Here is a 24652-nt window from a genome sequence, read left to right as displayed (position 1 = left end):
TCCGCAGGGTGCCGCACGACCGCTTCAGAGACGCTTGACGAAAATCCAGTAGGACTGGCCATTGATGGATGTTTTCATATGCACCTTCACCTTGGTCGGCTGCATGTTGTAGTCGAAAACATACTCGAACATGGTGTTCAGGTTGTTGTCCCTGACCCCGGCATCGAATACGCCTTTGAACGACGCTTTTGAGGTGCAGGGCGCGACATCGCGGAAGAAGTTCTTGCCGATGACGTCGGCGGGGTTGCGTCCGGTGATGGCGCCCTCGGCCGCGTTATATTTCAGGATCGTGCCGTTCTTGTCCAGTTCGATGGCGCCGAAGGCCAGTTTGTCGATTTCGCCCGGAGACATTTTTTCCAGGGTGTTTTCAATATCCGATTTGCCAAACGAAACGATATCCAGTTCTTTCATGAAGTTGCTCTCTTTGAAAACAAACCCGGCATGGATGGCGCTGGTCTGTGTGACGAGGCGTCCAGCATCCGGCGGCTCCGCTACCGTACGTGGAAAGTGGTTGTTTGTCCACAGACGCCCGCGTCATACCAGCCCTTGCTGCGGTTGACGATCCGCACGACCAGCAGCATCACCGGGACTTCGATCAGCACGCCCACGACGGTGGCCAGTGCCGCGCCGGACTGGAAGCCGAACAGGCTGATGGCCGCGGCCACGGCCAGTTCGAAGAAATTCGAAGCGCCAATCAGAGCCGATGGACAAGCGATGCTGTGCCGTTCGCCCGCCCGGCGATTGAGCCAATAAGCCAGGCCGGAATTGAAGAGCACCTGGATCAGGATGGGCACGGCCAGCATGGCGATCACCAGCGGCTGCCGCAGGATGGCCTCGCCCTGGAAGGCGAACAGCAGCACCAGCGTCAGCAGCAGGGCGGCCATGGAGAGCGGGCCGATGCGGGCCAGCGCGGCGTCGAAGGCGGCTTGCCCCTTGTTCAGCAGGACGCGGCGCCAGATCTGCGCCAGGATGACCGGGATCACGATGTACAGCCCGACCGACACCAGCAGCGTGGCCCAGGGCACGGTGATGGACGACAGGCCCAGCAGCAGGCCGACGATGGGGGCGAAGGCGAACACCATGATGGTGTCGTTCAGCGCGACCTGCGACAGTGTGAACACGGGGTCGCCGCCGGTCAGGCGGCTCCAGACGAACACCATGGCCGTGCAGGGCGCCGCCGCCAGCAGGATGAGGCCGGCGACGTAGCTGTCCAGTTGATCGGCGGGCAGCCAGGGGGCGAAGACCTGCCGGATGAACAGCCACCCCAGCGCCGCCATCGAAAATGGCTTGACCGCCCAGTTGATGAACAGTGTCACGCCGATGCCGCGCCAATGGCGCTTGACTTGCCCGAGGGCGCCGAAATCCACCTTGAGCAGCATCGGGATGATCATCACCCAGATCAGCAGGCCGACCGGCAGGTTCACCCGGGCGATCTCCAGGTGTCCGATGGCCTGGAATACTCCGGGCGCGAATTGGCCCAGCGCGATGCCCAGCACGATGCACAGGAAGACCCAGAGGGTCAGGTAGCGCTCGAACAGGCTCATGCGGGCTCTCCCGCATTGGCGGCCGATGTCCTGCAAGGCGCGTTGCAGTGACAGCGCGTCCAACTGGTGGATCGGCAGCGCCAGCAGCAGGTCGATGCGCTTGCGCAGCGTCAGCGCGGCATCCCGGAACGCCTTGAGCCGTTGGGATTCCGTGCCTTCGACGGCGGCGGGGTCGGGCACCCCCCAATGCGCCGTGACCGGCTTGCCCGGCCAGAACGGGCAGGCCTCGCCCGCGGCATTGTCGCAGACGGTGAAGATGAAATCGAACACCGGCGCCCCCGGGGCTGCGAATTCGTCCCAGCTCTTGCTGCGATAGCCCGCTGCCGGCATGCGCAGCCGTTCGAGTGTGGCCAGCGCCAGGGGATGCACTTCACCCTTGGGCTGGCTGCCCGCCGAATAGGCGTGGAAGCGGCCCTGGCCGAGTGCGTTGAGGATGCCTTCGGCGAGGATGGAGCGGGCCGAATTGCCCGTGCAGATGAACAGCGCGTTGTAGTGGGTGTCGGGACTCATGGGTGTTTGCGTCAGCAACGGAAATGGGAAGTGTCGCCGCCTGCGTTGACGGCGCATGTGCCGCCCTGGCAGCAGTGTTCGGTCAGGTAGCCGAGCAGCCCGTTCATCCGGACGAAGTCGGCGCGGTAGATGAGGTTGCGGCCCTGCTGTTCGATCGTGACGAGGCCCGCGTGGGTCAGCGCCTTCAGGTGGAAGGACAGCGCGTTGCGCGCCACGTCGAGCTGGTTGGCGAGGGTGCTGGGGGTCAGCCCCTCGGGGCCGGTCGTCACCAGGGCCCGGAACACGTGCAGACGCTGGGGATGGGCGAGGGCGCCCAGGGCTGAAGCGGCTTGGATTTCGTTCATAATTCAATATTACAACGTTTATTGAATTATTTGTGAACGGAATCCTGGCCTGACAGACGGGCAACGCCGGCATGCGTGCCCGGAAAGGTTCCTGGGTCGCCGTGGGGCCCCTTCATCCCACCCGCACCACGTCCCCCCACGCTGTCGTATAGTTCGGCGAACGGTGCGCCTGACGCATCTGCCACCGCGCATCCGGTCCATGCAGGGCGCTGGCCACCTGGATCATCCTGCTACCGAACCGCTGATTCAACTGGTCCACCACGGCCATGGCCCGGGCGGACTTCGCCGCTGGTTCCGGATCCGGTCCAAACAGCTCGCCCTGCATCGCGACCGGCGCCGCCGGCCCGACATCCAGCAGGCACACCCCCGCCTTGGCATAGTCGAATCCCGGCCGGAACACCGATCGCAACCCGCTCAGCGCGGCGCGCAGCAGCATGGACGTGGCGTCCGTGGGCGCATCCAGCGGCACGACGGCGCTGTCGGCATGCCATGGCCCGGTCCGGAAACGGCTGGTCCGGATGTACACCTGAACGGCCCCGGCCCGGGACTGCTGACGCCGCAGTTTCTCGGCGGCGCGGCTGGTGAACAGGCTGACGGCCTGCTCCAGTTCGGCCAGGTCGCGCACGGGCAGCCCGAAGCTGCGGGTGGACATGATCTGCTGTCTGGGGGTGGGCGCGTCTTCCCAGTCGATGGCGGGTTCGCCGCACAGTTCCTGGGCGGTCTTGGCCAGCACGATCGAGTATCGCCGCCGCAGGACATGCCGGTCCGCCTGCGCCAGGTCGGCGGCGGTGCGGATGCCGGATGCTTCCAGGCTGGGGCCCAGGCGCCGGCCCACACCCCAGACGTCCCGGACGGGCACGTGGCGGATGGCGCGCATCAATTCCGCCCGGCCCAGGCCGGACAGGTCGCAGACCCCCTGCAGGCGCGGCAGGGATTTGGCCAGGTGATTGGCCAGTTTGGCCAGGGTCTTGGTGGCGCCGATGCCGACGCAGGTGGGGATGCCGACCCAGCGCAGCACGCGCTGGCGGATTCGCGTGCCGATGTCGCGGCCCGGGCCGGGCAGGCCGGTCAGGTCCAGGAAGCATTCATCGATGGAATAGATTTCCTGGGCGGGTGAGAATTGGCCGATCACGCGCATCATGCGGTCGCTCATGTCGCCGTATAGGGCGAAGTTGGCGGACAGGGCGACCAGCCCCCGGGCTTGCAGGTGCTGGATCCTGAACCAGGGCGCGCCCATGGGGATGCCCATGGCCTTGGCTTCGGCCGTGCGTGCGATGGCGCAGCCGTCGTTGTTGGACAGCACGATGACGGGCCTGCCTTCCAGCGCGGGCCTCAGGACCCGTTCGCAGGCGCAGTAGAAGCTGTTGCCGTCGATCAGCGCGATGCGTGATGGCGGCCGACGGGTTTGAGCACCCATGTGACGACTCCCCAGATGGCCAGTTCCTGGCCGTGGCGCGGCACGATGTCCTGGAAGGCGGGGTTGGCCGCCCGCAGGCGTACCCGGCCGTCCTGGCGATGCAGGGTCTTGACGGTGAAGTCGCCGTCGACGACGGCCACGACGATGTCGCCGTGACGGGCCTCCAGGGCGCGGTCCACGACCAGGGCATCACCGTCGCCGATGCCGGCGTCGCGCATGGATTCGCCCCGGGCGCGCATGTAGAAGGTCGCCTCGGGGTGTCGAATCAGGACGGCGTTCAGGTCGATCCGCTTCTGGGCGTGGTCTTCGGCCGGGCTGGGAAAGCCGCAGCGCGCCGGGGTTTCGACGTGCCGGCAGGCGGCGGGCTGCTGAGAAAGGAGGGCGGGGGCTTCCATGGCGGACAAATAACTGTATGGATGAACAGTATTATATCTCCGGCATCCTGTCCTCGATTGATGCGAGAATGCAAATTCCTTTCCTCATCGCCCTATCGCGCCGCACATCATGCCGACCTTCGATTTCAAGCAAGTGGACGTCTTCGCCAGCGAACCCCTGAAAGGCAATCCCCTGGCGGTGGTGATCGCCGCCGACGGGCTGCCGGACGACCGGATGGCCGCGTTCGCCCGCTGGACGAACCTGAGCGAGACGATCTTCCTGCTGCGGCCGACCACGCCGCGGGCGGACTATCGCGTGCGCATCTTCACGCCGGGCGGCGAGTTGCCCTTCGCCGGGCATCCCACGCTGGGCGCCTGCGCGGTGTGGCTGGCCAGCGGCGGCCGGGCGCGCGGCGACACGATCGTCCAGGAATGCCCGGCGGGCCTGATCACCCTGCGCCTCGACGGATCGCGGATGGCGTTCGCCGCGCCGCCCCTGGTGCGCTCGGGCCCGGTCGAGCCCGATCTGCTGCCGCGCATCGCCGCGGGGTTGGGCCTGGCCGTCGGCGAGATCCGCGAGGCGCGATGGGTGGACAACGGGCCCGGCTGGCTGGCGGTGCTGTTGGGCACGCGCCGGCGGGTGCTGGCACTGCGTCCCGACCCGGCGGTGCTGGGCGATCTCAAGGTGGGCGTGGTCGCGCCCTGGGATCCGGTCGTCGACGGTCCGCAGGCGCAGTTCGAGGTGCGGGCGTTCGTGCCCGGCCTCGGGATCCCGGAAGACCCGGTCACGGGCAGCCTGAACGCAGGCGTGGCCCAGTGGCTGATCGGCGCCGGCCTCGCGCCCGAATCCTACGTGGCGTCCCAGGGGACGGCGCTGGGCCGCGCGGGCCGCGTGCACATCGGGAAATCCGGGGCGGACATCTGGGTGGGGGGCGAGGTCGTCACCTGCATCGAGGGGACGGTCACGCTGTAGCGGCGCGGGCGCCGTCTCGGCCGGCCTTCCGCCGCGCCATCCAGTCCCAGTGTCCCCGCGCGCGCAGCGCGCAGGCCGGGCATTCGCCGCAGCCGTAGCCCCAGGCGTGCAGGGTGTCGCGGCGGTTCAGGTAGCAGGTATGGGTGTCCGTGCGCACCAGTTCGACCAGCGCGTCGCCGCCCAGTTCCCGCGCGAGCGCCCAGGTGTCGGCCTTGTCCAGCCACATCAGCGGGGTTTCCAGCGTCAGGGGGCGGTCGATGCCCAGGCTCAGGGCCACCTGCAGCGCCTTGATCGTGTTGTCGCGGCAGTCCGGGTAGCCGGAATAGTCCGTTTGCGACATGCCGCCCACCAGCACGTCCAGGCCGCGCCGGTAGGACAGCGCGGCGGCCAGGGTGAAGAACAGCAGGTTGCGGCCCGGCACAAAGGTATTGGGCAGGCCGTCGGCCTGCATGGCGATCTCGATGTCGCCGGTCATCGCCGTGGCGCCCAGTTGCCCCAGTACGTCCACATTCAGCAGATGGTCCTCGCCCAGGCGCCGGCCCCAGTCGGACCGCAGTCCGGCCAGGCTGCGGCGCAGCGCGAGGCGGCAGTCCAGTTCGGCGCGGTGGCGCTGGCCGTAGTCGAAGCCGATGGTCTCGACGTGATCGTGACGCGCCAGTGCCCAGGCCAGGCAGGTGGTGGAATCCTGGCCGCCGGAAAACAGGACCAGGGCGCGGCGGCCCGGCGCGGTCATGGCGCCCCCTTGGCCCGGTGTGCTCATGCTGCGGCCGGCAGGGCTTCGCGCCGGCGCATGACGCGGATGATCGCGTTCAGGGCGACGCCGTACATCGGCACGAACAGCAGCAGGCTGACGGTCAGTTTGATGACGTAGTCGACGGCGGCGATCTCCCCCCAGTGCGCGGCCATGAAGGGGTTGCTGCTGCGCCAGAAGGCGATGCCGAAGAAGGCCACCGTGTCCAGCGCCTGGCCGAGCACGGCGGACGCGGCCGGCGCGATCCACCATTGCACGTAGTCGCGCCGCATGCGGTCGAACACGTGCACGTCCAGGAGCTGGCCCAGGACGTAGGCCGCGAAGCTGGCGAAGGCGATGCGGAACACGAAGAGGTTGAATGTGCCCAGCGCCTCGAAGCCCTTGAAGCCGCCTTCGTGGAACAGGACCGACACGACGTAGGAGACGACCAGCGCCGGGACCATGGCGCGCAGGATCACGCGGCGCGCGGGGGTCTTGCCGATCAGGCGCACGGTCAGGTCGGTGGCCAGGAAGATGAAAGGAAAGCTGAAGGCGCCCCAGGTGCTGTGGAAGCCGAACAGTTCGATGGGCAACTGCACCAGATAGTTGCTGGCGATGATGACCAGGATGTGGAACGCGACCAGCAGGGCGAGCCAGAACGATGTCCGCGAGTGCGGAACGGATGCGGATTTCATGCGGACCTTTTTGATGGATGGGGTGAGGGAACCCATGGATGGAGACGGTGCAGGGGCGAATTATACGCCGGACCGGCGTCACCGGACGGACGCCGGCCGCAAGGTACACTAAGTTGAATGGATGCCCGAGTCCGCAAGGAGAACGATTTGTCGTCCGTGACGCACCAGCCTGTCGACGCGCCGCTCACGCAGGCGGCCCTGTATCTGGTCCTGACCCTCAACCCGGGGCCCGAGCCCCTGGATGCCGTGCGCGCGCTCTGCGCGGATCTGTCCGGGTTGCTGCGGTCGGTCGGGTTCCGCGACCTCGACGGGAGGTTGTCCTGCATCATGGGCTTCGGCTCCGACGCCTGGGATCGCCTGTTCGGCTCGCCCAGGCCCCGGGAGTTGCATCCCTTCAAGGAAATCCGGGGCGTGCACCATGCGGTTTCCACGCCGGGCGACGTCCTGTTGCACATCCGCGCCACGCGCATGGACCTGTGCTTCGAACTGGCCACGCAGGTGACGGCGCGGCTGGGCGATGCGGCCACTGTCGTGGACGAGGTCCATGGCTTCAAGTATTTCGACGCCCGCGACCTGATCGGTTTCGTGGACGGCACGGAGAATCCCGAGGGCCCCGAAGCGGTCGCCGCCACCGTCATCGGCGACGAGGATGGCGATTTCGTCGGCGGCAGCTACGTGATCGTGCAGAAGTACCTGCATGACCTGGCCGGCTGGAACGCGCTGCCGGTTGAAATGCAGGAAAGGATCATCGGCCGCACCAAGCAGACCAACATCGAGCTGGCCGACGACGTCAAGCCCAGTTGGGCCCACAACGCGCTGACCGTGATCGAGGAGGACGGCGAGGAACTGGACATCGTGCGCGCCAACATGCCGTTCGGCGACGTGGGCAAGGGCGAATTCGGCACTTATTTCATCGGCTACGCCCGGTCCCCGGGCCGCATCGAGCGGATGCTGGAAAACATGTTCATCGGGCGCCCGCCGGGCAACTATGACCGGTTGCTCGATTTCAGTCGCGCCGTTACGGGTTCGCTTTTTTTCGTGCCCTCGGCCCGCTTCCTGGAAGATGCGCCCGCTTTCGGGGCGCCGCAGGCTCACGACGAATCCTCGCCGGGCGCCGGCGCGCCCGACGGCTCGCTGGGCATCGGCTCACTCAAAGGAGAACCCCCGCATGAATAATCTGCATCGTGAACTGGCGCCGGTCTCGGACGCGGCGTGGGCCCAGATCGAGGAAGAGGCGTCCCGGACACTCAAGCGTTACCTGGCGGCGCGCCGCGTCGTGGACGTCGCCGATCCGCGGGGGGCCGCGCTCGCAGCCGTCGGCACCGGCCACCTCAAGTCCATCAAGGCGCCCGACGTCGGCGTCCTGGCCGGGCAGCACCAGGTCCAGCCTCTGGTGGAACTGCGCGTGCCGTTCGAACTCTCGCGTTGGACGCTCGACGAGGTCGAGCGCGGTTCCGACGATCCCGATCTGCAGCCGCTCAAGGATGCCGCCCGCAAGATCGCCTACGCGGAAGACCGGGCCGTGTTCGACGGCTACGCGGCGGCGGGCATCCAGGGGATCCGGCCGGGCGCCGGCAACCCGGCGGTGAAACTGCCCGCCGACATCCGGCGCTACCCCGCCGTCGTGGCGCAGGCCCTGAGCCAGTTGCGCCTGGCGGGCGTCAATGGCCCGTATGTCCTGGTTCTCGGCGAGAAGGCCTACGCCGCCGTCGGCGGCGCCAGCGACGAGGGCTATCCGCTGCTCAAGCACATCCGGCCGCTGCTGGACCGCGACATCGTCTGGGCGCCGGGCATCGAGGGGGGCGTGCTGCTCAGCACCCGCGGCGGGGACTTCTCCCTGCACCTCGGCCAGGACATCTCGATCGGCTACCAGTCGCACTCGGACGATGCCGTGCGGCTTTATCTGCAGGAAAGTTTCACGTTCCGGCTGCTGTCGCCCGAGGCCGCCGTGGCCCTGACGCCCCCTGCGAAATAAGGGCTTCCGGGGCCCGTGCGGCGGATGCCGGCGCGGCCCGCCGCTCCCGATGACAGGAGGGCGGCGGTCTTCCGCACCGTGGTAATCTGATGATTGTCGTGATGCGCTTGCGAGGCTGATCATGCGGGATCCATACCAGGTGCTCGGCGTGGCGCGCACCGCGTCGCTCGACGAGATCAAGAAGGCCTATCGAGGCCTGGCAAAGCGACTGCATCCGGACCTGAATCCGGGCGACAAGGCGGCCGAGGATAAATTCAAGGACGTCTCCGTGGCCTATGGCCTGCTCGGCGATCCTGAAAAGCGCAGGCGCTTCGATGCGGGCGAGATCGATGCCAGCGGCGCCGAACAGCCCAAACGTCAATTCTATCGGGACTTTGCCTCGGCCGATCACGGCCGGAATCCCTACACCAGCGACGCGGGCTACGCGGATTTCGCGGACGACGACGTGTTCGCCGAAATCCTGCGGCGCGGCCGCGAGGCCCGCGCCCACCAGCGGGGCGAGGACCGCCTCTACAGCCTGTCGATCCGTTTCGTCGAATCCGTGACGGGGGCCGACAAGCGGATCACCCTGCCCGATGGCGGCACGCTGGATGTGACGATTCCGCCCGGGATGCTCGACGGCCAGATGTTGCGCCTGAAGGGCAAGGGCGCGCCTGGCCGGGGGGCTGGCGGACCCGGCGATGCGCTGATCCGGGTCGAGGTGCTGCCCGACCCGCGCTTCAAGCAGGAGGGCGCCAACGTCATCGTGGAGTTGCCGGTGTCCCTGTCCGAGGCGGTCCTGGGCGGCGAGGTGCGGGTTCCGACCCCGACAGGCGATGTGATGCTGACGATTCCGAGTCACTCCAGCAGCGGCGCCACGCTGCGTCTGAAGGGCAAGGGCGCGCCGCGTCGCGAAGGGGGATTCGGCGACGAACTCGTCAAGCTGAGAATCGTGCTGCCGAAGTCGCCCGATCCCGAGCTCGACGCGTTCGTTGCCCGGTGGGAAAAGGGCAAGGCCCACGATCCGCGCGGAGGTGAATCATCATGATCATGACCAAGCAGGAATTCCTGGTCAGCGCGAACATCAGGGAACAGACCCTGGAGTTCTGGCTGGAGCGGCGCTGGCTCATTCCGGATGACGCCGCGTCCGAGGTCCGCTTCTCCGAATGCGACATCGCGCGGGCGGTCCTGATCCAGGACCTGCAGCGGGATTTCGGCGTCAACGAAGCGGGCATCGACCTGATTCTGCATCTGGTGGACCAGCTCCATGGCGCGCGGCAGGCGCTGAGCCTGCTGCGCGAGTCGCCGCGTTTCAAGTGAGGCGGGCGGCGGCTTTATCCCGCCGTCATTCCACTTCCTCGATCCGCTCGACCTCGGACTTGTTGACCTTGACGTCGCGGCCGCCCTTTTCGTAAGTGACGAAGCCGTCGTCCGTATCGGTGACCGGCGCGTCGGCGGTATAGTCTGTCCGGCCGTCGCGCGTGGTGACGGTCGAGGGGGTCGAGCACGCGGCCAGGACACCACTGCCTGCGAAGATGGCAAGGGTCGCAAGGATCGTCTTTGACATGAGCGCCTCCTGAATAAACGGTCTCATGGACACCTTATCAAGGTCTTGCGGGCGGCATTGTAAGCGGGCCCGACAGCGGGCCGAGGCGGATGTCCGCCGCAATCGGCTCCGATGCCCTTGGCCGCGGCCGGAGATGGGCGGAGCGCGGCCAAGGGTGCGGCTGTAAGCGCCGCTGACAAAATCACAAGGAAGCGGCCATGCTTGCGGGCGGCGTGTAACGGTGGTTCGGACATGTATCCTCACCGGACTGAAACGATGGGAAAGAGGCCATCCATGAAACTGCCAGCCATCCTGCTGGGTATTGCCATGATGATCGCGGGGGTATGCGCCCGCGCCGCGCCGGCGGCCGATGATGCGATTCTTGCGAAGGCCCGCGAGATCGAGGGCAGGCTGGGCGCGCGCGTGGGCCTGGTGATCCAGGACACCGGGGATGGCCGAAGCTGGCGTTATCGGGCCGATGAACGGTTCCCCATGATGAGCACGTTCAAGGCGCTCGCATGCGGCGCGCTGCTGCGCCGGGCGGACGAGGGCGGGGGCGATCTGGAAAAGACGGTACTGGTCGCGCAGGCCGATCTGGTTCCTTACGCGCCTGTCTCGAAAACGTGGGTCGGGCGGCGGGTCGCCCTGGGCGATCTCTGCGCGGCCACGATGCGCACGAGCGATAACGTGGCCGCCAACAAGATACTGGAGTCCATCGGCGGCCCGGGGGCCGTGACGGCATTCGCGCGCGGCCTTGGCGACCGGACGACGCGACTCGACCGATACGAACCCGGCCTGAATGAAGGGACGCCGGGCGACGCCAGGGACACGACCTCGCCAGCGGCGATGGCGGACACCCTGCGCGCGCTCGTGCTCGGTGACGTGCTGTCGGCCTCCTCGAAAGCGCGGCTGACCGGGTGGCTGGTGGGCAACGAGGTGGGCGGCCCGCTCCTGCGCGCGGGCATTCCCCGGGCATGGCGCATCGGCGACCGGACGGGGGCGGGCGGACACGGCTCGCGCGGTGTGATCGCGGTGATGTGGCCACCCGCGCATGCGCCGATCGTGGCGGCGATCTATATCACCGGCACCGACGCCTCGATGGAGGATCGCAATGCGGCCATCGCCGGACTGGGCGCGGCCCTGGCGGCGGAAATTTCCCGGTGAGGCCGGGGCGTCCTGGCCGCGCGCCGCATTCCTGCGTACACTTCCCGGCATGTTGCGCATCGACAATCTCACCAAGCGGTACGGCGACCATCTCGTCTTCCAAGGGCTGAACCAGGCGTTCGGAGCCGGATGCGTGGCGCTGTGCGAAGAAGAAAACACTGGCAAATCCACCCTGCTGGGCATCGTCGCGGGCATGATCGCTCCGGACTCGGGCGAAGTCTGGATCGGCGGGCATTCGATGGCCCGCGAGCCTTCGCTGGCCAAGGCCCGGCTGGCCCATGTGCCCGACGATTGTCTGGCGTTTCCCTCGCTGACGGGCCGGGAGCTGCTCGAGCGGGTCGCCACGGAGAAGCGGGCGTCCCTTGATCATGAGGTGCTCGACCTGGCCCGCCGGCTGGGGCTGGAGCCGCATCTGGACAAGCGCTTCGAGCAGATGTCGACGGGCACGCGGCGCAAGGTCTTTCTGACGGCCGCCGCCCTGGGCGATCCGGCCGTCGTCGTCGCGGACGGCCCGGGCAACGGGCTGGACGCCCAGGCTCGCGCCGTGCTGGCCGATCAGTTCAGGCTCTGGGCACAGGACCGCCTCGTGCTGTTCGCCAGCCATGATGCCGAGCTGGTGCGGGCGTGCGGGGCGAGGGTGACCGAGGTGGCGGCGCTGCGCTAGCAGCTAGCCGGCGCCCCGCAGCCACGCCAGATAGGCCGAGCGGGTCGTGTCGGACACCGCGTCCAGCGCTTGCTGGTGCTTCACCTGATGCCGCAGCGCCAGACGCGCGTCGGCCACGGATCGCGACTTGCAGTACCAGTGGCAACTGTGCTGCAGCAGATAGAGTTCCGCCGACAGATGGTAGGCGCGGTCCTTCGGATTCATATGGCTTTCGTTGTCCACGACATGCCGCAGGCCGGCCGCGTGGATCCGCAGCAGCGCGCGGAAATCCCGCGTCGGTACGGGCAGGAAGCGCTCGGCGTACGGCACGCAGAACGGCAGCATGCTCATGCGGGTGGCCTGTTCGCTTTCCCTTTGCATGGCGTCGGCCAGTGATTGCGCTTGCGCCGCCACCGTGCGTTCTGTCTGGGCGAAGCTTTCCAGCACCTGGGTCTGGCGCGCCTCGGTCGTTTCGTGGATGGCGCGGGTGTAGCCCTGCGTCAGGGTCTCCATGCCGTGTTCGAGCCGCAGCCCGGCCAGGTGATGCCCGAGCAGGGCGATGCGGGCGCGCTGGTAGCGCATGCGCAGCACCAGCCATGCCGTGACGGCGATCAATAAGGAAGAGGCGATGTCCATAGCGGGCATTCTATAGTGAGGAATGCCCGCCCGTGCCCACGCCTTGCGCCTTCTGGAAGTGGTGCTCAGTCCGGCAAGGCGTAGGCCACCAGATAATCCCCCATCCGGGTGCCGAACGAGCCGTGGCCGCCGGCCATGATCACCACGTACTGTCTGCCGCCGGCCGCATAGGTCATCGGTGTGGCCTGGCCGCCGGCGGGCAGGCGCGCTTCCCACAGCAGGTGGCCATTGCTCACGTCGAAGGCGCGCAGATAGTCGTCCTGTGTGGCGGCCACGAACATCACGTTGCCGGCGGTCGAGATGGGGCCGCCCAGGCCCGGCACGCCGATCTTGAGCGGCGGCAATGGGAACAGGTGCGGCAGGCTGTCGCGGATGGTGCCGATGCGCTTTTTCCACACCACCTGGTTGCGCTGCAGGTCCACCCCGGCCACATAGCCCCAGGCCGGCGCCTTGCAGGGCAGGCCCAGCGGCGACAGGAAGGGATTGATCTCCACGCCGTACGGCGTGCCGTACATCGGCTGTACGCCGTTTTCCGTGCCGGCCCCTTTCACGCCAATGGCGCGGTCCGGATCTTCGGGGATGAGCCGGGAAACGAAGGGCAGGCCGATCGGGTTCGCCAGCGCCACCTGGCGATCCCGGTTCACCGACATGCCGCCCCATTCGAACACGCCCAGGTTGCCTGGGAACACCAGCGTGCCATTCTCGGACGGCGGCGTGTAGATGCCCTCGTAGTTGAGGCGCTTGAACATCACACGGCACATCAACTGGTCCAGCATCGTGGCGCCCCACATGTCCTTGTCGGTGAGCTTGTCCCGGGGCGCCAGATTCAGCGCCGAGAACGGCTGTGTCGGCGCGTAGTGCTCGCCCCGGGTCTGCGGGCCGCGCGCCACGCCCTGCGGTACGGGTTTTTCGGTCACCGGCACGATGGGCCGGCCATCGCGGCGGTCCAGCACGAATACGTTGCCGGTCTTGGTGAGCACGTAGATGGCCGGCACGGTCTGGCCGTCTTCCTTCGTCACGTCCATCAGCGAGGGCTGCGCCGGTACATCCATGTCCCACAGATCGTGGTGTGTGGTCTGGAAGTGCCAGATCAGATGGCCGGTGGAGGCATCCAGCGCCAGGATGGAATTGGCATAGCGCTCTTTCAGGGGGCCGCGGTCGCCACCCCAGATGTCGGGCGTACCCACGCCGGTAGGCACGTAGACCACGTCGGTCTGGGCGTCGTAGGCCAGGGGCGCCCAGGCGTTGGGCGAGTTGTGCACGAACTTCGTCTGGTCGCCCGGCATGGCGTTGGGGTCCTCCGCGCCGGTGTCGAAGACCCATTTCAGCGCGCCGGTGCGTACGTCGTAGCCGCGGATCACGCCGGACGGCTCTTGATTCGAGAAATTGTCCGTCACCGAGCCACCGATGACGATGGTCGATGCGGTGACCACCGGTGGCGATGTCGGGTTGTAGCCGCCCGGATAGGCATGGGGCATGCTTTGTTGCAGGTCGATCTCGCCGTCCTTGCCGAAATCGCCGCATGGATGGCCGTTGTCGGCGTTCACCGCGATCAGGCGGCCGTCATTCGTGGGCAGCAGCACCTTGCGCGGGCAGAGCCCCGGAGCCTGGTCGCCGGCCTTGGCGCGGCTGGCCGGGAAGCGCACGCCATTGTCCGCGTCGTGATAGGCGACGCCGCGGCAGGTCAAGTGCTGGAAGGTCTTGTCGGCCTTCAGCCGCGGATCGAAGCGCCACAGGCGCCGGCCTGTGGCGGGATCGAGCGCGTCCAGGAACTGGTGCGGCGTGCACAGGAACAGCTTGTCGCCGATCTTGATCGGCGTGACTTCGTTGGTGGTCTCGCCCGAATCGTTCGCGGTGCGGAAGTCGCCGGTGCGATAGGTCCATGCCACCCGCAGATTCTTGACGTTGCCGGCGTTGATCTGCGCCAGCGGCGAATAACGCACACCGCCTTCCGTGCGCCCGTAGGCGGGCCAGTCCTCGTCCGCCACGCCGGGCACCGGATGCGCCCGGGCCGGCTGGGCGCGGGCGAGCGTGCCCTCGATCTCCTGCGGGTCGTTGAACAGGCCGTAGCCCAGCACCGCCAGCATGCCCAGCATCGCCACGCCCATGGCGGCCTTGGCGGGTCGGGGCGAGTAGAAGCCGTGCGTGGCCGGCGGCAGCAACAGCCACAGGCCGAGGAGGAAGAGGAGATCGTAGCGCGGCGCCAACGCCCAGAAGTCGGGGCCGGTTTCCCACAGGCCCCAGACCAGGGTGGCTGCCAGGATCAGGGCATACAGCCACAGCCCCGCCGTCCGTTGCCGCCGCAGCAGCCAGGCGCTCGCCAGCAATGCCACGCCCAGCGTGGCGTAATACCACGAGCCGCCCAGCGCCGCCAGCCAGATGCCGCCGAGCAGCGAGTAGAGTGCGATCAGGAGCAGCACCGCCCAGCCGATGGTTTGGGACAGGGGCCTGTGCGGACGGGGCGTCTTCATGGGCATCATCCTTGTGCGTGAAAGCATGAAAACCACTCTATCATAATGGTGTTTCGCGCTTGATTTTCCGTCCTGAGAGGAATCCCTGATGAAAGGAAAATGTCTCTGCGGTGCCATCGAAGTCACGGCGCCGGATCGCGAGCAGATCGGGCTGTGCCATTGCGCCATATGCCGGCGTTGGTCGGGGGGCCCCATGTTCGCCGTGCATTGTGGCGACGGCGTCGGGTTTCCCGGCGGCGAGGCGCGGACTTACCGTTCGTCCGATTGGGCCGAGCGCGGGTTTTGCCCGACGTGCGGTACCCATCTTTTTTATCGACTATTGTCCGGCAACGAATACATCCTGCCTGCCGGGCTTTTTCAGGACCGGATGTTCACGCTCGTCCATGAGGTTTTCATCGACGAAAAACCTTCGTACTACGAGTTGAAGAATCAAACGAAGAAAATAACGGGAAAGCAGGTATTCGAGCGGTTCGCGGCGCGGGAGTCGTCCAGGCGTTCGGGCAGGCCGCCAGGCGCCGCCGGGACTTGAAACCGGACTGGGAGTCGCACCGAAGTCGGCAAAAGAAAAAAGGCCCAAACCGAAGTTTGGGCCTTTTGGAATCTGGAGCGGGAAACGAGTCTCGAACTCGCGACCTCAACCTTGGCAAGGTTGCGCTCTACCAACTGAGCTATTCCCGCATTTTAGCTATTCAGCTAAGCCTTGCATTGTAAGGCGTATTTTTCAGTCTGTCAAATCGTGTGATTTTTCAGATCAGGCTTCAGACCTCTGGAAGGCGCTGTTGCCGGTACGCAATCAAGCAAGAGGCAGAACTATAAAGCACGATATCCAGGCCTGTCAAATCGCCCGGATACCCGCCCCGAAACCCGTCCATCCGAAGCCCGCGCGGTATGCTTACGCCTTCCACTCCAGCCCTCTTGCCTCATGTCCGTCCAGCCCCTCGTCTTCTCCGATCAGGACCTGCAAGCCCGCAACACCCTGGGCCTGCCGGCGCGGGCCGCCGTGGCGGTCCTGGAGGACGAATCCGCCATCCCGGCCTTGTGCGAAGCGCTGGCTGCCGGACGGAAAGGCCGGGACGGCGTGGCGCCGATGTTCGTGCTGGGGGGCGGCAGCAACCTGGTGATGCTCGAGCGACCGCGCCATCGCGTCCTGCGCGTGGCGCTGCGCGGCATCCGTTTGCGGGATGAGACCGCCGACCACTGGATCGTCGAGGCCGCCGCCGGAGAATCCTGGCACGGTTTCGTGGACCATTGCCTGTCCCGGGGCTGGCCGGGGCTGGAGAACCTGGCCTTGATCCCGGGGACGGTGGGGGCGGCGCCGGTGCAGAACATCGGCGCCTACGGGCTGGAACTGGACCAGCGCCTGCATTCGGTGGTGGCCTGGGATCTGCGGGCGGGCCGCGCACACGACTTGCGCCCCAGCGAGTGCGGCTTCGCTTATCGGGACAGTCTGTTCAAGCGCGACGGGGCGGGGCGCTGGCTGATCGTGCGGGTGCGTTTCGCGTTGCCCAAAGCCTGGACGCCGCGTCTCGACTATCCGGACCTGCGGGATCATCCCGGGTTGCGGGCCGAGCGCGGGGCGTCGGTTTCCGGCCGCCCGGCGAGCGCCTCATCGGCGGCGCCGTCTCCGCGCCAGGTCTTCGACGCCGTGTGCGATATCCGCCGCCGCAAACTGCCCGATCCGGCGGTGCTGGGCAACGCGGGCAGCTTCTTCAAGAATCCGGTGATCGACGCCGGCCAGGCGGAGGGGCTGAAACAACGGTTTCCGGATCTGCGGACTTATCCCCAGGCCGATGGCCGGGTCAAGCTGGCGGCTGGTTGGCTGATCGAGCGGGCGGGCTGGAAAGGGCGGCGCCTGGGGCCCGTGGGCATGCATGAGCGCCAGGCGCTGGTGCTGGTGAACCACGGCGGCGCGCAGGCTGCGGATGTCCTGGCGCTGGCCCGGGCCGTGCGCGCCGACGTGCGGGAACGGTTCGGGGTGGACCTTGAGCAGGAGCCCGTGGTGCTGGACTGAGTCCGGCGCTCAGGTGGCCAGCACGTCCTGCATGTCGAACAGGCCGAATTCGCGGCGCGCCAGATAGCGGGCGGCGCGCAGGCTGCCCTGGGCATAGGTGGCGCGGCTGCTGGAGCGGTGGCTGATCTCGATGCGTTCGCCCGTGCCGCAGAAGTACACGGTGTGGTCGCCGACGATGTCGCCGCCGCGCAGCACGGAAAAGCCGATATGGCCGGTTTCGCGCGGGCCGGTCTCGCCGTGGCGCGCCCAGTCGGCGATCTCGTCCAGCGGCTTGCCCCAGGCGCGCGCCACGGCCTCGCCCATGGCCAGGGCGGTGCCGGAGGGCGCGTCGACCTTGTTGCGGTGATGGGCCTCGAAGATTTCGGCGTCATAGCCGCTGTTCAGCAGACGGGCGGCCATGTCCAGCAGTTTGAGCGTTGCGTTGACGCCCACGCTCATGTTGGGGGCGAAGACGATGGCGGTTTTCTGGGCGGCGGCCCGGATGGCCTGCTTGCCCTCGGCGTCGAAACCGGTGGTGCCGATGACGCATTTGACGCCATGCGCGACGCAGGCCTCCAGGTGGGCCAGAGTGCCTTCCGGGCGGGTGAAGTCGATCAGGCAATCGGCTCCGGCCAGGGCGCCCAGGTCATCGGTGATAGGCGTGCCCGTGACGATGCCCAGGGGGGCGCCGGCGTCCTGGCCGATGGCGTCGTTGCCGGGGCGATCCAGCGCCACGGCCAGGGTGAGATCCTGGGATTCCAGGACGGCCTGGATCAGCATGCGCCCCATGCGGCCCGAGGCGCCCGCGATGGCGATACGCATTATTCCTGTCCCCCCGGGCGGGTGGTGCCGGCGGGGACGGCTTCGACGGTGGCTTGCGGCGCGCCGCCCGCAGCCTGACCGTTGGGTGCGGCGGAAGTGTCCAGCCCCGGGGATGTGGCCTGACGGGCCGCGCGTTCGGCATCGGCCGACTGGATGGCTTCCTTGCCGCTGTCGGCCTTCTGGAAGGGCTGGCGGTCGGGCTGTTCGTCGCCCGTCCAGCGCGCCAGACGGTCGTTCTCGAACCAGACGGTGAATTTGCGTAGTTCGTCCTGTCCGTAGCCGGGCTGGTTGTAGTAAGGGTAATCCCAGCGTTCGGCGTGGAAGATGTCCTGCAGCGTGGGCGTACCCAGGATGAAGCGCACCTGGTCGCGGGTCATGCCGGTTTCGAGCTTGGCGACCTGTTCGGAGGTGATCCAGTTACCCTGCTGGATGGTGGCCCGGTAGGGGAAGCCCCAGTTGGTCGAGCCGCAGCCCGCGAGGCCCAGCGCCATGACGCTGGCGGCCAGGCATAGGGTCAGCCGGTGGGAAGGAGCGCTGGATCGGATGTGCACGAAAGTCCCCGTGGTGGATTCGAGGGCCGCGTATGGCGGCCGCTAAAACCGCTATCATAAAGGGAATTAGGATTTGCGCATGCGCGTGGCCGGATGCGGTGGGGTTCCGGCCCGCTTGCCTTTCGCCGCATTCCCCGGGATACTTCAACCATGAACGACCAGATCGAACTCAAGACCATGGGCCTGAAGGCGACGTTTCCGCGCCTGAAGATCCTCGATGTGTTCCGCAAGGCGGAAACCCGTCACCATAGCGCCGAAGACGTCTATCGCGCCCTGATCACCGAAGACGTGGACATCGGTCTGGCCACCGTGTATCGCGTACTGACCCAGTTCGAGCAGGCGGGCATCCTGCTGCGCAGCCAGTTCGACGGCGGCAAGGCGGTGTTCGAACTGAATGACGGCGACCACCACGACCACCTGATCTGCACGAACTGCGGCCGGGTGGTGGAATTTTCCGATGCGGAAATCGAAAAACGCCAGCATCGGGTGGCCAAGGAAAACGGCTTCACCCTCGAAAGCCACAACATGATGCTCTACGGCATCTGCCCGAAGTGCTCGGCCGCTAAAAAGGGGTAATCGCCCAGGGTCCTCCGGACCCGCCGAACGTCAGGCGCAGGCGATCCCCCCGGCCATGACGGGGCCTCATGTCGCACCTGGCGGGTGTGCTTCGATTCATTCGGTTTGAAACGGCCCGCGCCGGACCGCCCCGTGCCCGAGTGCGTCCAGCATCTCGCGGGCATGCGTGCGCGTGGCGGTGGTCATCTTCAGCCCGCCCAGCATGCGGGCGATTTCTTCCGTGCGGGATTCCGCGTCCAGCGGATGGATGGTCGACAGAGTGCGGCCGGCGCGGGTGGATTTGCTGACCTGGAAATGCCGGGTCGCGCAGGCCGCGACCTGGGGCAGGTGGGTGACGCACAGGACTTGATGGCGCGCGCCCAGTTCGCGCAGCAGGCGGCCGACGACCTCGGCCACGGCGCCGCCGATGCCGGCGTCCACTTCGTCGAAGATCAGGGTCGGGACACGGGCCGCCTGGCTGGCGATCACCGACAGGGCCAGGGAAATGCGTGCCAGCTCGCCGCCGGAAGCCACGCGCGAAAGCGGGCGGGGCGGTACGCCCGCATGGCCGGCCACCAGGAACTCGACGGTTTCCAGGCCATGCGCGGAAGGCTTGCAGTCCGTCAGGGCGATGTCGAAGACGCCGCCGTCCATGGACAGGGTCTGCATGGCGGCGGTGACCTGCGAGGCGAGTTGCGTGGCCGTGGCCCGGCGCGTGGCGCCCAGGGCGCCGGCCAGGGCCATGTAATGCGATTCAGCCTGGCCGCAGGCCTGTTCCAGCGCACCCAGGTCCTGTCCGGCCTCGGCCTGGCGCAGCCGGGCGCGCAGCGTTTCGTGGTGCTCGGCCAGGACTTCGGGTTCAATGTGGAACCGGCGGGCGGCCTCGAACAGGCGACCCATGCGGGCGTCGGCCCGCGCCAGGGCGTCCGGGTCGGGTTCCAGGCGGTCGGCGTAGGCGTTCAGTCCGGACACGGTTTCCGCGCACAGGATGCGCGCCGACTCCAGGGTCTGGCAGTGTGCTCCCAGGGAAGGATCGTGGCGCACCAGGGCCTGAAGCGACTGGATCGCGGCATGCAAGGCCTGCGCCGCCGAGCCCGATTCGCCGTCCAGCGCCTCGACGGCCTGGCCGGCGCCGGCCAGCAGGGCCTGTGCGTGCGCCAGGCGGGACTGGCGTGCGCACAGATCCGGCCATTCGCCGGGCTCGGGCGCCAGTTCGTCCAGCCAGGCCACATCGGCGGCCAATTGCTCCAGCCGGGCCGCCTGGCCGGCCGCGTCGCTGCGGGCGGCGTCCAGCGTGGCCTGCGCCTGGCGCCAGTCGGCCCAGGCCTGCCGCAGGGCGCGGACCTGCTCGGCGTGGCCTGCGTGGGTGTCCAGGAGGTCGAGCTGGCTGGCGGCTTGCAACAGGCTCTGGTGGGCGTGCTGGCCATGGATGTCCACCAGCAGCGCGCCCAGGTCGCGCAGTTGGCCCAGGGTGGCCGGCACGCCGTTGACCCAGGCCTTGCTGCGGCCCTGGGCATCGATGACGCGGCGCAGGATCAGTTCAGGGCCGTCAAGCGCCTGTTCGGCCAGCCAGTCGGCGGCGGCCTCGGGCGCGTCGAAGACGGCGCTGACGTCGGCGCGCGGAGCGTCCCGGCGGATCAGCGTGGCGTCGCCCCGGCCACCCAGGGCCAGCGCCAGGGCGTCGATCAGGATCGACTTGCCGGCCCCGGTTTCGCCGGAGAACACGGTGAAGCCGGCATCGAAGGCGATGTCGGCCTGGTCGACGATGACGAAGTCACGGATGTGCAGCGCGCGCAGCATGATGGTGGCCGGGCCGTCGGCCCTATTGCTCGGTTTCGTCCCAGGGATGCAGCATGCGGTTCCAGTTCAGCTTGCTGCGCAGAGTGGAGAAGTAGCTGTAGCCCTGGGGGTGCAGCAAGCGCACGCGGTGCGGGCTGCGGCGCACATCGATGCGGTCGCCTTCCTGGCAGTTGGAAAGGGCCTGCATGTCGAAGTGGACGCTGGCGCCCGATTCCACGCGACCCAGGGCGCTGATGGTGATGTTCAGGATGCTGTCGTCGGGCAGAGTGATGGGTCGGTTCGACAGGGTTTGAGGTGCGACGGGCACCAGCACCAGGGCGTCGACCTGGGGGTGCAGGATCGGCCCGCCGGCCGACAGGGCGTAGGCCGTCGATCCCGTGGGCGTGGCGATGATCAGGCCGTCGGCGCGCTGGCTGTGCATGAAGGCGCCGTTGCATTCGACGCGCAGCTCGATCATGCCGCCTCGTCCGGCGCGGTTGATGATCACGTCGTTCAGCGCCAGGCCGGAAAAAATGGTCTCGTCGCCTCGCATCACGCGGCCTTCGAGGAGGATGCGTTCGTCCTGGACGAAGGCGCCGTTCAGGATGCGGGTGATGGCCTCGTCCGCGCTGCCCAGGGGGATGTCGGTGATGAAGCCCAGGCGGCCATGGTTGATGCCGATCATGGCCACGCCGGATGTGGCCAGCTGCCGCGCGGCCGCCAGCATGGTGCCGTCGCCGCCCATGATGATGGCCAGGTCCGCGCGCGCGCCGATGTCCTCGTAAGAGGCCAGCGGGAAGTCGGCGACCCCGGTGTTGCGGCCCGTCTCGGCTTCGATCAGGACGTCGCGCCCCGCATCGGACAGGACCTGGCCCAACCGGCGCAGGGGCGCGTCCATGCCGCTGTCCTGGTGGCGGCCGATCAGTGCGACGGTCTTGAAGTGCATGGGCGGGGGGTCTCCCGGAATTAATGGAATAATAGGCGTACCCGATTATAGGGGGATGAGTCCGGACACGGGGCAGTCCCTGCGGACTGCCCCGTGCCTGACGAATCCGAGCGCCTTGCAAGGCGCGAGGTGGAGGGATGCTGCAATTGGGGGTGGTCCCCGTGCCTGACGAGTATTAGCCAAACAGGGCTTTAAACCATGGATGATCGAGCCAAGACATTGCTGAAAGCGCTGGTCGAACGTTATATCGCGGACGGCCAGCCCGTGGGGTCGCGCACGCTGTCAAAGGTCTTCGATCTGTCGCCGGCCACGATCCGCAACGTCATGGCCGACCTGGAGGACCTGGGCCTGATCCACAGCCCGCACACCTCGGCGGGCCGCGTGCCCACGCCGCGCGGCTACCGCATGTTCGTCGACAGCCTGCTCACCGCCCGCCCCTACGAGCTCAGCCCCGACCTGCGGATCGAGGACTGCCTGCCGGCGGCCGAGCCCGGCCGCGCCGTGACCGCCGCCGCCTCGCTGCTGTCGAACCTGTCGCAGTTCGCGGGCGTGGTGCTGACCCCCAAACGAACCCAGGTGTTCCGGCACATCGAATTCATCCGCCTGTCGGACAGGCGGGTGCTGCTGATCATCGTCACCCCCAACGGCGACGTGCAGAACCGCATCCTGTTCGTCTCGCGCGAATACTCGGAAACCGAACTGCTGGAAGCCTCAAATTTCTTCAACCGCCAGTTTTCCGGCAAGTCTTTCCACGCGGTCCGCCAGACCCTGGCCGACGAGCTCGCCTCGCTGCGCACCGACATCTCCCGCCTGATGCAGCAGGCCGTGGACGTCGGCCTGGATGCGACGGATACGGACGACGAGGCCGTCGTCATCTCCGGCGAAGGCAAGCTGCTGGGCGTGTCCGAGATGACGGCCGACATGGACCGGCTGCGCCGTCTGTTCCAGTTGTTCGAGCAGAAGACCGACCTGCTGCACCTGCTGGACGTCTCCAGCCGCGCCCAGGGCGTGCAGATCTACATCGGCGGCGATTCGCGCCTGGTGCCGCTCGAAGACGTCTCGGTCATCACCGCGCCCTACGGGATCGATGGCCAGGTGATCGGCACGCTGGGCGTCATCGGCCCCAGCCGCATGGCCTATGATCGCGTCATTCCCATCGTCGACATCACCGCCCGCATGTTGTCCAACGCTCTCGGCCAGGCTGCCTCCTGATGCCGTTTTCATTTCTCTTCAGACCATGAGCCGTTTTCTCTCCGAAGCGCCCGATCCCCGGGCGCTGGATCCGGACGCGTCCGGACCCGACCGCGGGCCGCTGGGCGTCCTGCTGGTCAATCTGGGCACGCCCGACGAACCGACCCCGGCGGCGGTGCGCCGCTATCTGGGCGAGTTCCTGTCCGACCCCCGGGTGGTGGAACTGCCGGCCGCGTTGTGGCAAGTCATCCTGCGCCTGTTCATCCTGACGCGGCGGCCGTCGGCCATCGCCCCGAAATACGCCGAGATCTGGCTCGACCGGGGCTCGCCCCTGCTGGTCCACAGCCGGGACCTGGCCGAAGCCGTGGCGGCTTCCCTGCGCGACCGTGGCCTGGATACGCGGGTCGAACTGGCCATGCGCTATGGCCGGCCGGCCCTGCCCGCCGCGCTCGAAACCTTGCGCGCGGCCGGCTGCGGCCGCATCCTGGTCGTGCCGATGTATCCACAGTACGCCGCCAGCACCACGGCCACGGTCGTCGACGCCGTGGCCGCGCATCTGGCGCGGCTGCGCCACCAGCCCACGCTGCGGTTCCTGGACCGCTTCCCGACGTCCGATGTCTACGTGGATGCGCTGCATCGCTCGGTGCGTGCCCACTGGGACCAGGCCGGCAAGCCCGACCGGCTGCTGCTCAGCTTCCATGGCCTGCCGCAGCGGGTGGTGCGCAAGGGCGATCCCTATTTCCGCGATTGCATGCGGACCGCCCGGGCCTTGCGCGAGCGCCTCGGCGCGGATGGCGAACGGCTGCACGTGGCCTTCCAGAGCCGTTTCGGCGCGGAGGCCTGGCTGCAGCCCTACACCCAGCCCACGCTGGAGGCCTGGGGGCGGGAAGGCGTCGGCACGGTGGACCTGATGTGCCCGGGGTTCCTGGCGGACTGCCTGGAGACCCTCGAGGAGATCGACATGGGTTGCCGCGAGGCGTTCCTGGCGGCGGGCGGGCGGGCCTTCCGCTACATTCCCTGCCTGAACGCCGACCCGGACTGGGCGCGGGATTTCGCCGGGCTGATCGCCGACAATCTGGCCGGCTGGAGGTAGCCGCCCCGCGGCGGCCCGCGACGGGCGCCCCGGGCCGCCGCCCAGGGGCTTGAAGAACGCGCGTCCGTCCCCATCTGTTTTTTCGTTCACCCATTTCAGCATTGGAGATTTCACCATGTCGGCACCCCAGGAAGACTTGGATCCGCAAGCCGCGCCGAGCGCCGAAACCCAGACCGAAGGCCAGAACCCGACCGATGCCGCCGGGCAGCCGGGCGAGGACCTCGCCGCGCTGCTGGCCGAAGCCCAGCAGCAGGTCGCCGATTACCACGATCAGTTGCTGCGCGCGCATGCCGAGGTCGAGAACATCCGCCGTCGCGCCCAGGAAGACGTGTCCAAGGCCCGCAAGTTCGGCACGGAGTCCTTCGCCGAGAGCCTGATCCCGGTGCGCGACAGCCTGGAGGCCGCGCTGGCCCAGGAAAACCAGACCGTCGAGGACTGGAAGGCGGGCGTCGAGGCCACCCTGCGGCAGCTGAACACGGCGTTCGAGCGCAACCAGATGCGCGAGATCGCCCCGGCGCCCGGCGAGGCTTTCGATCCGCACCGCCACCAGGCGATCTCCAACGTGCCGTCGGAACATCCCCAGGGCGCCGTCGCCCAGACGCTGCAGAAAGGCTACCTGATCGCCGACCGCGTCCTGCGCCCGGCGCTGGTCATGGTGTCGGCCGGCCCGGCCGCCTGATGCGCCCCGGGCCTTGAAACCGGGGGCGGCGGCCCCATATCCGAA

At 67.7% G+C, this 24652-nt stretch carries 27 protein-coding genes, 1 tRNA gene and 1 pseudogene; 13 read left to right on the top strand and 16 right to left on the bottom strand.

The features are described 5' to 3' along the window. Positions 1–24: 24 nt before the first annotated feature. The 6 genes and pseudogenes from pyp to O4H32_RS04330 form a co-directional block, all read right to left on the bottom strand. A complete protein-coding gene (gene pyp / locus O4H32_RS04355; RefSeq protein ID WP_269357053.1) occupies positions 25–411 on the bottom strand; it encodes a photoactive yellow protein in 387 nt (128 codons plus the stop codon). A gap of 80 nt (positions 412–491) precedes the next feature. Further along, entirely contained in the window at positions 492–1544 is a 1053-nt protein-coding gene (gene arsB, locus O4H32_RS04350; protein WP_269357539.1) for an ACR3 family arsenite efflux transporter, read from the bottom strand. 135 nt (positions 1545–1679) lie between these two features. Beyond that, positions 1680–2054: pseudogene (locus tag O4H32_RS04345) on the bottom strand (arsenate reductase ArsC); the annotation flags it as partial. Positions 2055–2065: 11 nt separating this feature from the next. Then, entirely contained in the window at positions 2066–2398 is a 333-nt protein-coding gene (locus O4H32_RS04340) for an ArsR/SmtB family transcription factor (protein ID WP_269357051.1), read from the bottom strand. A 112-nt stretch (positions 2399–2510) separates the two neighbouring features. Next, a complete protein-coding gene (locus O4H32_RS04335; RefSeq protein ID WP_269357050.1) occupies positions 2511–3815 on the bottom strand; it encodes a Y-family DNA polymerase in 1305 nt (434 codons plus the stop codon). Further along, positions 3773–4210 (bottom strand): LexA family protein, encoded by a 438-nt coding sequence (locus O4H32_RS04330; protein ID WP_269357048.1) that lies wholly within the window; start codon positions 4208–4210, stop codon positions 3773–3775. Before O4H32_RS04330 ends, O4H32_RS04335 begins: the two co-directional genes overlap by 43 nt. Positions 4211–4319: 109 nt before the next feature. Here O4H32_RS04330 and O4H32_RS04325 point away from each other — a divergent pair, with 109 nt between their 5' ends. Next, positions 4320–5162, top strand: coding sequence for a PhzF family phenazine biosynthesis protein (locus O4H32_RS04325; protein ID WP_269357047.1), 843 nt, complete (start codon positions 4320–4322; stop codon positions 5160–5162). Here O4H32_RS04325 and queC read toward each other — a convergent pair. Both queC and O4H32_RS04315 read right to left on the bottom strand, forming a co-directional pair. Further along, positions 5152–5895: a 7-cyano-7-deazaguanine synthase QueC gene (gene queC / locus O4H32_RS04320; RefSeq protein ID WP_269357537.1), complete on the bottom strand. Its 744-nt coding sequence runs from the start codon at positions 5893–5895 to the stop codon at positions 5152–5154. The genes O4H32_RS04325 and queC overlap by 11 nt on opposite strands. 23 nt (positions 5896–5918) lie before the next feature. Then, entirely contained in the window at positions 5919–6587 is a 669-nt protein-coding gene (locus O4H32_RS04315; protein ID WP_269357045.1) for a 7-cyano-7-deazaguanine/7-aminomethyl-7-deazaguanine transporter, read from the bottom strand. Between the two features lie 156 nt (positions 6588–6743). On the opposite strand from O4H32_RS04315, the gene O4H32_RS04310 reads away from it, so the two are divergent. The 4 genes from O4H32_RS04310 to O4H32_RS04295 all read left to right on the top strand — a co-directional run bounded on the left by O4H32_RS04310 (position 6744) and on the right by O4H32_RS04295 (position 9861). Then, on the top strand, positions 6744–7763 hold the full coding sequence (locus O4H32_RS04310; protein WP_269357043.1) for a Dyp-type peroxidase: 1020 nt from the start codon (positions 6744–6746) through the stop codon (positions 7761–7763). Next, positions 7756–8562, top strand: a complete 807-nt coding sequence (locus O4H32_RS04305) for a family 1 encapsulin nanocompartment shell protein (RefSeq protein ID WP_269357041.1) — start codon at positions 7756–7758, stop codon at positions 8560–8562. Before O4H32_RS04310 ends, O4H32_RS04305 begins: the two co-directional genes overlap by 8 nt. Positions 8563–8683: 121 nt before the next feature. Beyond that, the gene (locus tag O4H32_RS04300) at positions 8684–9589 is read left to right on the top strand and encodes a J domain-containing protein (protein WP_269357039.1); all 906 of its coding nucleotides are present in this window, start codon (positions 8684–8686) and stop codon (positions 9587–9589) included. Further along, the gene (locus tag O4H32_RS04295; RefSeq protein WP_269357037.1) at positions 9586–9861 is read left to right on the top strand and encodes a chaperone modulator CbpM; all 276 of its coding nucleotides are present in this window, start codon (positions 9586–9588) and stop codon (positions 9859–9861) included. Before O4H32_RS04300 ends, O4H32_RS04295 begins: the two co-directional genes overlap by 4 nt. A 25-nt stretch (positions 9862–9886) precedes the next feature. Here the strand turns inward: O4H32_RS04295 and O4H32_RS04290 are convergent, their stop codons facing one another. Continuing rightward, a complete protein-coding gene (locus O4H32_RS04290; protein ID WP_269357035.1) occupies positions 9887–10108 on the bottom strand; it encodes a YgdI/YgdR family lipoprotein in 222 nt (73 codons plus the stop codon). Between the two features lie 255 nt (positions 10109–10363). On the opposite strand from O4H32_RS04290, the gene bla reads away from it, so the two are divergent. After that, the gene (gene bla / locus O4H32_RS04285; protein ID WP_407932610.1) at positions 10364–11251 is read left to right on the top strand and encodes a class A beta-lactamase; all 888 of its coding nucleotides are present in this window, start codon (positions 10364–10366) and stop codon (positions 11249–11251) included. 49 nt (positions 11252–11300) lie between these two features. Beyond that, on the top strand, positions 11301–11915 hold the full coding sequence (locus O4H32_RS04280) for an ATP-binding cassette domain-containing protein (RefSeq protein WP_269357032.1): 615 nt from the start codon (positions 11301–11303) through the stop codon (positions 11913–11915). 3 nt (positions 11916–11918) lie between these two features. Here O4H32_RS04280 and O4H32_RS04275 read toward each other — a convergent pair whose 3' ends face one another. After that, the gene (locus O4H32_RS04275) at positions 11919–12530 is read right to left on the bottom strand and encodes a hypothetical protein (protein WP_269357031.1); all 612 of its coding nucleotides are present in this window, start codon (positions 12528–12530) and stop codon (positions 11919–11921) included. A 65-nt stretch (positions 12531–12595) separates the two neighbouring features. After that, the gene (locus O4H32_RS04270; protein ID WP_269357030.1) at positions 12596–15001 is read right to left on the bottom strand and encodes a glucose/quinate/shikimate family membrane-bound PQQ-dependent dehydrogenase; all 2406 of its coding nucleotides are present in this window, start codon (positions 14999–15001) and stop codon (positions 12596–12598) included. An 88-nt stretch (positions 15002–15089) separates the two neighbouring features. Between O4H32_RS04270 and O4H32_RS04265 the strand changes: the two genes are divergently transcribed. Then, on the top strand, positions 15090–15530 hold the full coding sequence (locus tag O4H32_RS04265; protein WP_269357029.1) for a GFA family protein: 441 nt from the start codon (positions 15090–15092) through the stop codon (positions 15528–15530). Between the two features lie 73 nt (positions 15531–15603). On the opposite strand, the gene O4H32_RS04260 is transcribed toward O4H32_RS04265, so the two are convergent. Further along, a tRNA-Gly gene (locus tag O4H32_RS04260) sits at positions 15604–15679 on the bottom strand. Positions 15680–15923: 244 nt separating this feature from the next. Here O4H32_RS04260 and murB point away from each other — a divergent pair. Next, a complete protein-coding gene (gene murB / locus O4H32_RS04255; protein ID WP_269357028.1) occupies positions 15924–17012 on the top strand; it encodes a UDP-N-acetylmuramate dehydrogenase in 1089 nt (362 codons plus the stop codon). A 9-nt stretch (positions 17013–17021) separates the two neighbouring features. Here the strand turns inward: murB and dapB are convergent, their stop codons facing one another. Next, a complete protein-coding gene (dapB, locus tag O4H32_RS04250) occupies positions 17022–17813 on the bottom strand; it encodes a 4-hydroxy-tetrahydrodipicolinate reductase (protein ID WP_269357027.1) in 792 nt (263 codons plus the stop codon). After that, positions 17813–18358, bottom strand: a complete 546-nt coding sequence (locus tag O4H32_RS04245; protein WP_407932618.1) for an outer membrane protein assembly factor BamE — start codon at positions 18356–18358, stop codon at positions 17813–17815. Before O4H32_RS04245 ends, dapB begins: the two co-directional genes overlap by 1 nt. Positions 18359–18514: 156 nt before the next feature. On the opposite strand from O4H32_RS04245, the gene fur reads away from it, so the two are divergent. Next, positions 18515–18940 (top strand): ferric iron uptake transcriptional regulator, encoded by a 426-nt coding sequence (gene fur / locus O4H32_RS04240; protein WP_269357026.1) that lies wholly within the window; start codon positions 18515–18517, stop codon positions 18938–18940. 96 nt (positions 18941–19036) lie between these two features. Here the strand turns inward: fur and recN are convergent, their stop codons facing one another. Further along, positions 19037–20719: a DNA repair protein RecN gene (recN, locus tag O4H32_RS04235; protein WP_269357025.1), complete on the bottom strand. Its 1683-nt coding sequence runs from the start codon at positions 20717–20719 to the stop codon at positions 19037–19039. A 22-nt stretch (positions 20720–20741) separates the two neighbouring features. Then, entirely contained in the window at positions 20742–21644 is a 903-nt protein-coding gene (locus tag O4H32_RS04230; protein ID WP_269357023.1) for an NAD kinase, read from the bottom strand. Between the two features lie 198 nt (positions 21645–21842). Here O4H32_RS04230 and hrcA point away from each other — a divergent pair, with 198 nt between their 5' ends. The 3 genes from hrcA to grpE all read left to right on the top strand — a co-directional run bounded on the left by hrcA (position 21843) and on the right by grpE (position 24607). Then, the gene (gene hrcA, locus O4H32_RS04225; protein WP_269357022.1) at positions 21843–22856 is read left to right on the top strand and encodes a heat-inducible transcriptional repressor HrcA; all 1014 of its coding nucleotides are present in this window, start codon (positions 21843–21845) and stop codon (positions 22854–22856) included. Between the two features lie 25 nt (positions 22857–22881). Then, positions 22882–23928 (top strand): ferrochelatase, encoded by a 1047-nt coding sequence (gene hemH, locus O4H32_RS04220; RefSeq protein WP_269357021.1) that lies wholly within the window; start codon positions 22882–22884, stop codon positions 23926–23928. A 115-nt stretch (positions 23929–24043) separates the two neighbouring features. Further along, positions 24044–24607 carry a nucleotide exchange factor GrpE gene (gene grpE / locus O4H32_RS04215; protein WP_269357019.1) on the top strand — a complete coding sequence of 188 codons (564 nt, stop codon included), beginning with the start codon at positions 24044–24046 and terminating at the stop codon, positions 24605–24607. Positions 24608–24652 lie beyond the last annotated feature (45 nt).

Source organism: Castellaniella denitrificans, assembly GCF_027214045.1.
Taxonomy (GTDB): domain Bacteria; phylum Pseudomonadota; class Gammaproteobacteria; order Burkholderiales; family Burkholderiaceae_B; genus Castellaniella; species Castellaniella denitrificans_A.
Note: the sequence above shows the minus strand (reverse complement) of the source record. Positions and strands in the feature narration are given on the sequence as shown.

What these genes read in the sequence shown, in the direction of transcription:
- pyp (WP_269357053.1), bottom strand. Translation starts at nt 411, where the DNA reads ATGAAAGAACTGGATATCGTTTCGTTTGGCAAATCGGATATTGAAAAC.
- arsB (WP_269357539.1), bottom strand. Translation starts at nt 1,544, where the DNA reads ATGAGCCTGTTCGAGCGCTACCTGACCCTCTGGGTCTTCCTGTGCATC.
- O4H32_RS04340 (WP_269357051.1), bottom strand. Translation starts at nt 2,398, where the DNA reads ATGAACGAAATCCAAGCCGCTTCAGCCCTGGGCGCCCTCGCCCATCCC.
- O4H32_RS04335 (WP_269357050.1), bottom strand. Translation starts at nt 3,815, where the DNA reads ATGGGTGCTCAAACCCGTCGGCCGCCATCACGCATCGCGCTGATCGAC.
- O4H32_RS04330 (WP_269357048.1), bottom strand. Translation starts at nt 4,210, where the DNA reads ATGGAAGCCCCCGCCCTCCTTTCTCAGCAGCCCGCCGCCTGCCGGCAC.
- O4H32_RS04325 (WP_269357047.1), top strand. Translation starts at nt 4,320, where the DNA reads ATGCCGACCTTCGATTTCAAGCAAGTGGACGTCTTCGCCAGCGAACCC.
- queC (WP_269357537.1), bottom strand. Translation starts at nt 5,895, where the DNA reads ATGACCGCGCCGGGCCGCCGCGCCCTGGTCCTGTTTTCCGGCGGCCAG.
- O4H32_RS04315 (WP_269357045.1), bottom strand. Translation starts at nt 6,587, where the DNA reads ATGAAATCCGCATCCGTTCCGCACTCGCGGACATCGTTCTGGCTCGCC.
- O4H32_RS04305 (WP_269357041.1), top strand. Translation starts at nt 7,756, where the DNA reads ATGAATAATCTGCATCGTGAACTGGCGCCGGTCTCGGACGCGGCGTGG.
- O4H32_RS04300 (WP_269357039.1), top strand. Translation starts at nt 8,684, where the DNA reads ATGCGGGATCCATACCAGGTGCTCGGCGTGGCGCGCACCGCGTCGCTC.
- O4H32_RS04295 (WP_269357037.1), top strand. Translation starts at nt 9,586, where the DNA reads ATGATCATGACCAAGCAGGAATTCCTGGTCAGCGCGAACATCAGGGAA.
- O4H32_RS04290 (WP_269357035.1), bottom strand. Translation starts at nt 10,108, where the DNA reads ATGTCAAAGACGATCCTTGCGACCCTTGCCATCTTCGCAGGCAGTGGT.
- bla (WP_407932610.1), top strand. Translation starts at nt 10,364, where the DNA reads ATGGGAAAGAGGCCATCCATGAAACTGCCAGCCATCCTGCTGGGTATT.
- O4H32_RS04280 (WP_269357032.1), top strand. Translation starts at nt 11,301, where the DNA reads ATGTTGCGCATCGACAATCTCACCAAGCGGTACGGCGACCATCTCGTC.
- O4H32_RS04275 (WP_269357031.1), bottom strand. Translation starts at nt 12,530, where the DNA reads ATGGACATCGCCTCTTCCTTATTGATCGCCGTCACGGCATGGCTGGTG.
- O4H32_RS04270 (WP_269357030.1), bottom strand. Translation starts at nt 15,001, where the DNA reads ATGAAGACGCCCCGTCCGCACAGGCCCCTGTCCCAAACCATCGGCTGG.
- O4H32_RS04265 (WP_269357029.1), top strand. Translation starts at nt 15,090, where the DNA reads ATGAAAGGAAAATGTCTCTGCGGTGCCATCGAAGTCACGGCGCCGGAT.
- murB (WP_269357028.1), top strand. Translation starts at nt 15,924, where the DNA reads ATGTCCGTCCAGCCCCTCGTCTTCTCCGATCAGGACCTGCAAGCCCGC.
- dapB (WP_269357027.1), bottom strand. Translation starts at nt 17,813, where the DNA reads ATGCGTATCGCCATCGCGGGCGCCTCGGGCCGCATGGGGCGCATGCTG.
- fur (WP_269357026.1), top strand. Translation starts at nt 18,515, where the DNA reads ATGAACGACCAGATCGAACTCAAGACCATGGGCCTGAAGGCGACGTTT.
- recN (WP_269357025.1), bottom strand. Translation starts at nt 20,719, where the DNA reads ATGCTGCGCGCGCTGCACATCCGTGACTTCGTCATCGTCGACCAGGCC.
- O4H32_RS04230 (WP_269357023.1), bottom strand. Translation starts at nt 21,644, where the DNA reads ATGCACTTCAAGACCGTCGCACTGATCGGCCGCCACCAGGACAGCGGC.
- hrcA (WP_269357022.1), top strand. Translation starts at nt 21,843, where the DNA reads ATGGATGATCGAGCCAAGACATTGCTGAAAGCGCTGGTCGAACGTTAT.
- hemH (WP_269357021.1), top strand. Translation starts at nt 22,882, where the DNA reads ATGAGCCGTTTTCTCTCCGAAGCGCCCGATCCCCGGGCGCTGGATCCG.
- grpE (WP_269357019.1), top strand. Translation starts at nt 24,044, where the DNA reads ATGTCGGCACCCCAGGAAGACTTGGATCCGCAAGCCGCGCCGAGCGCC.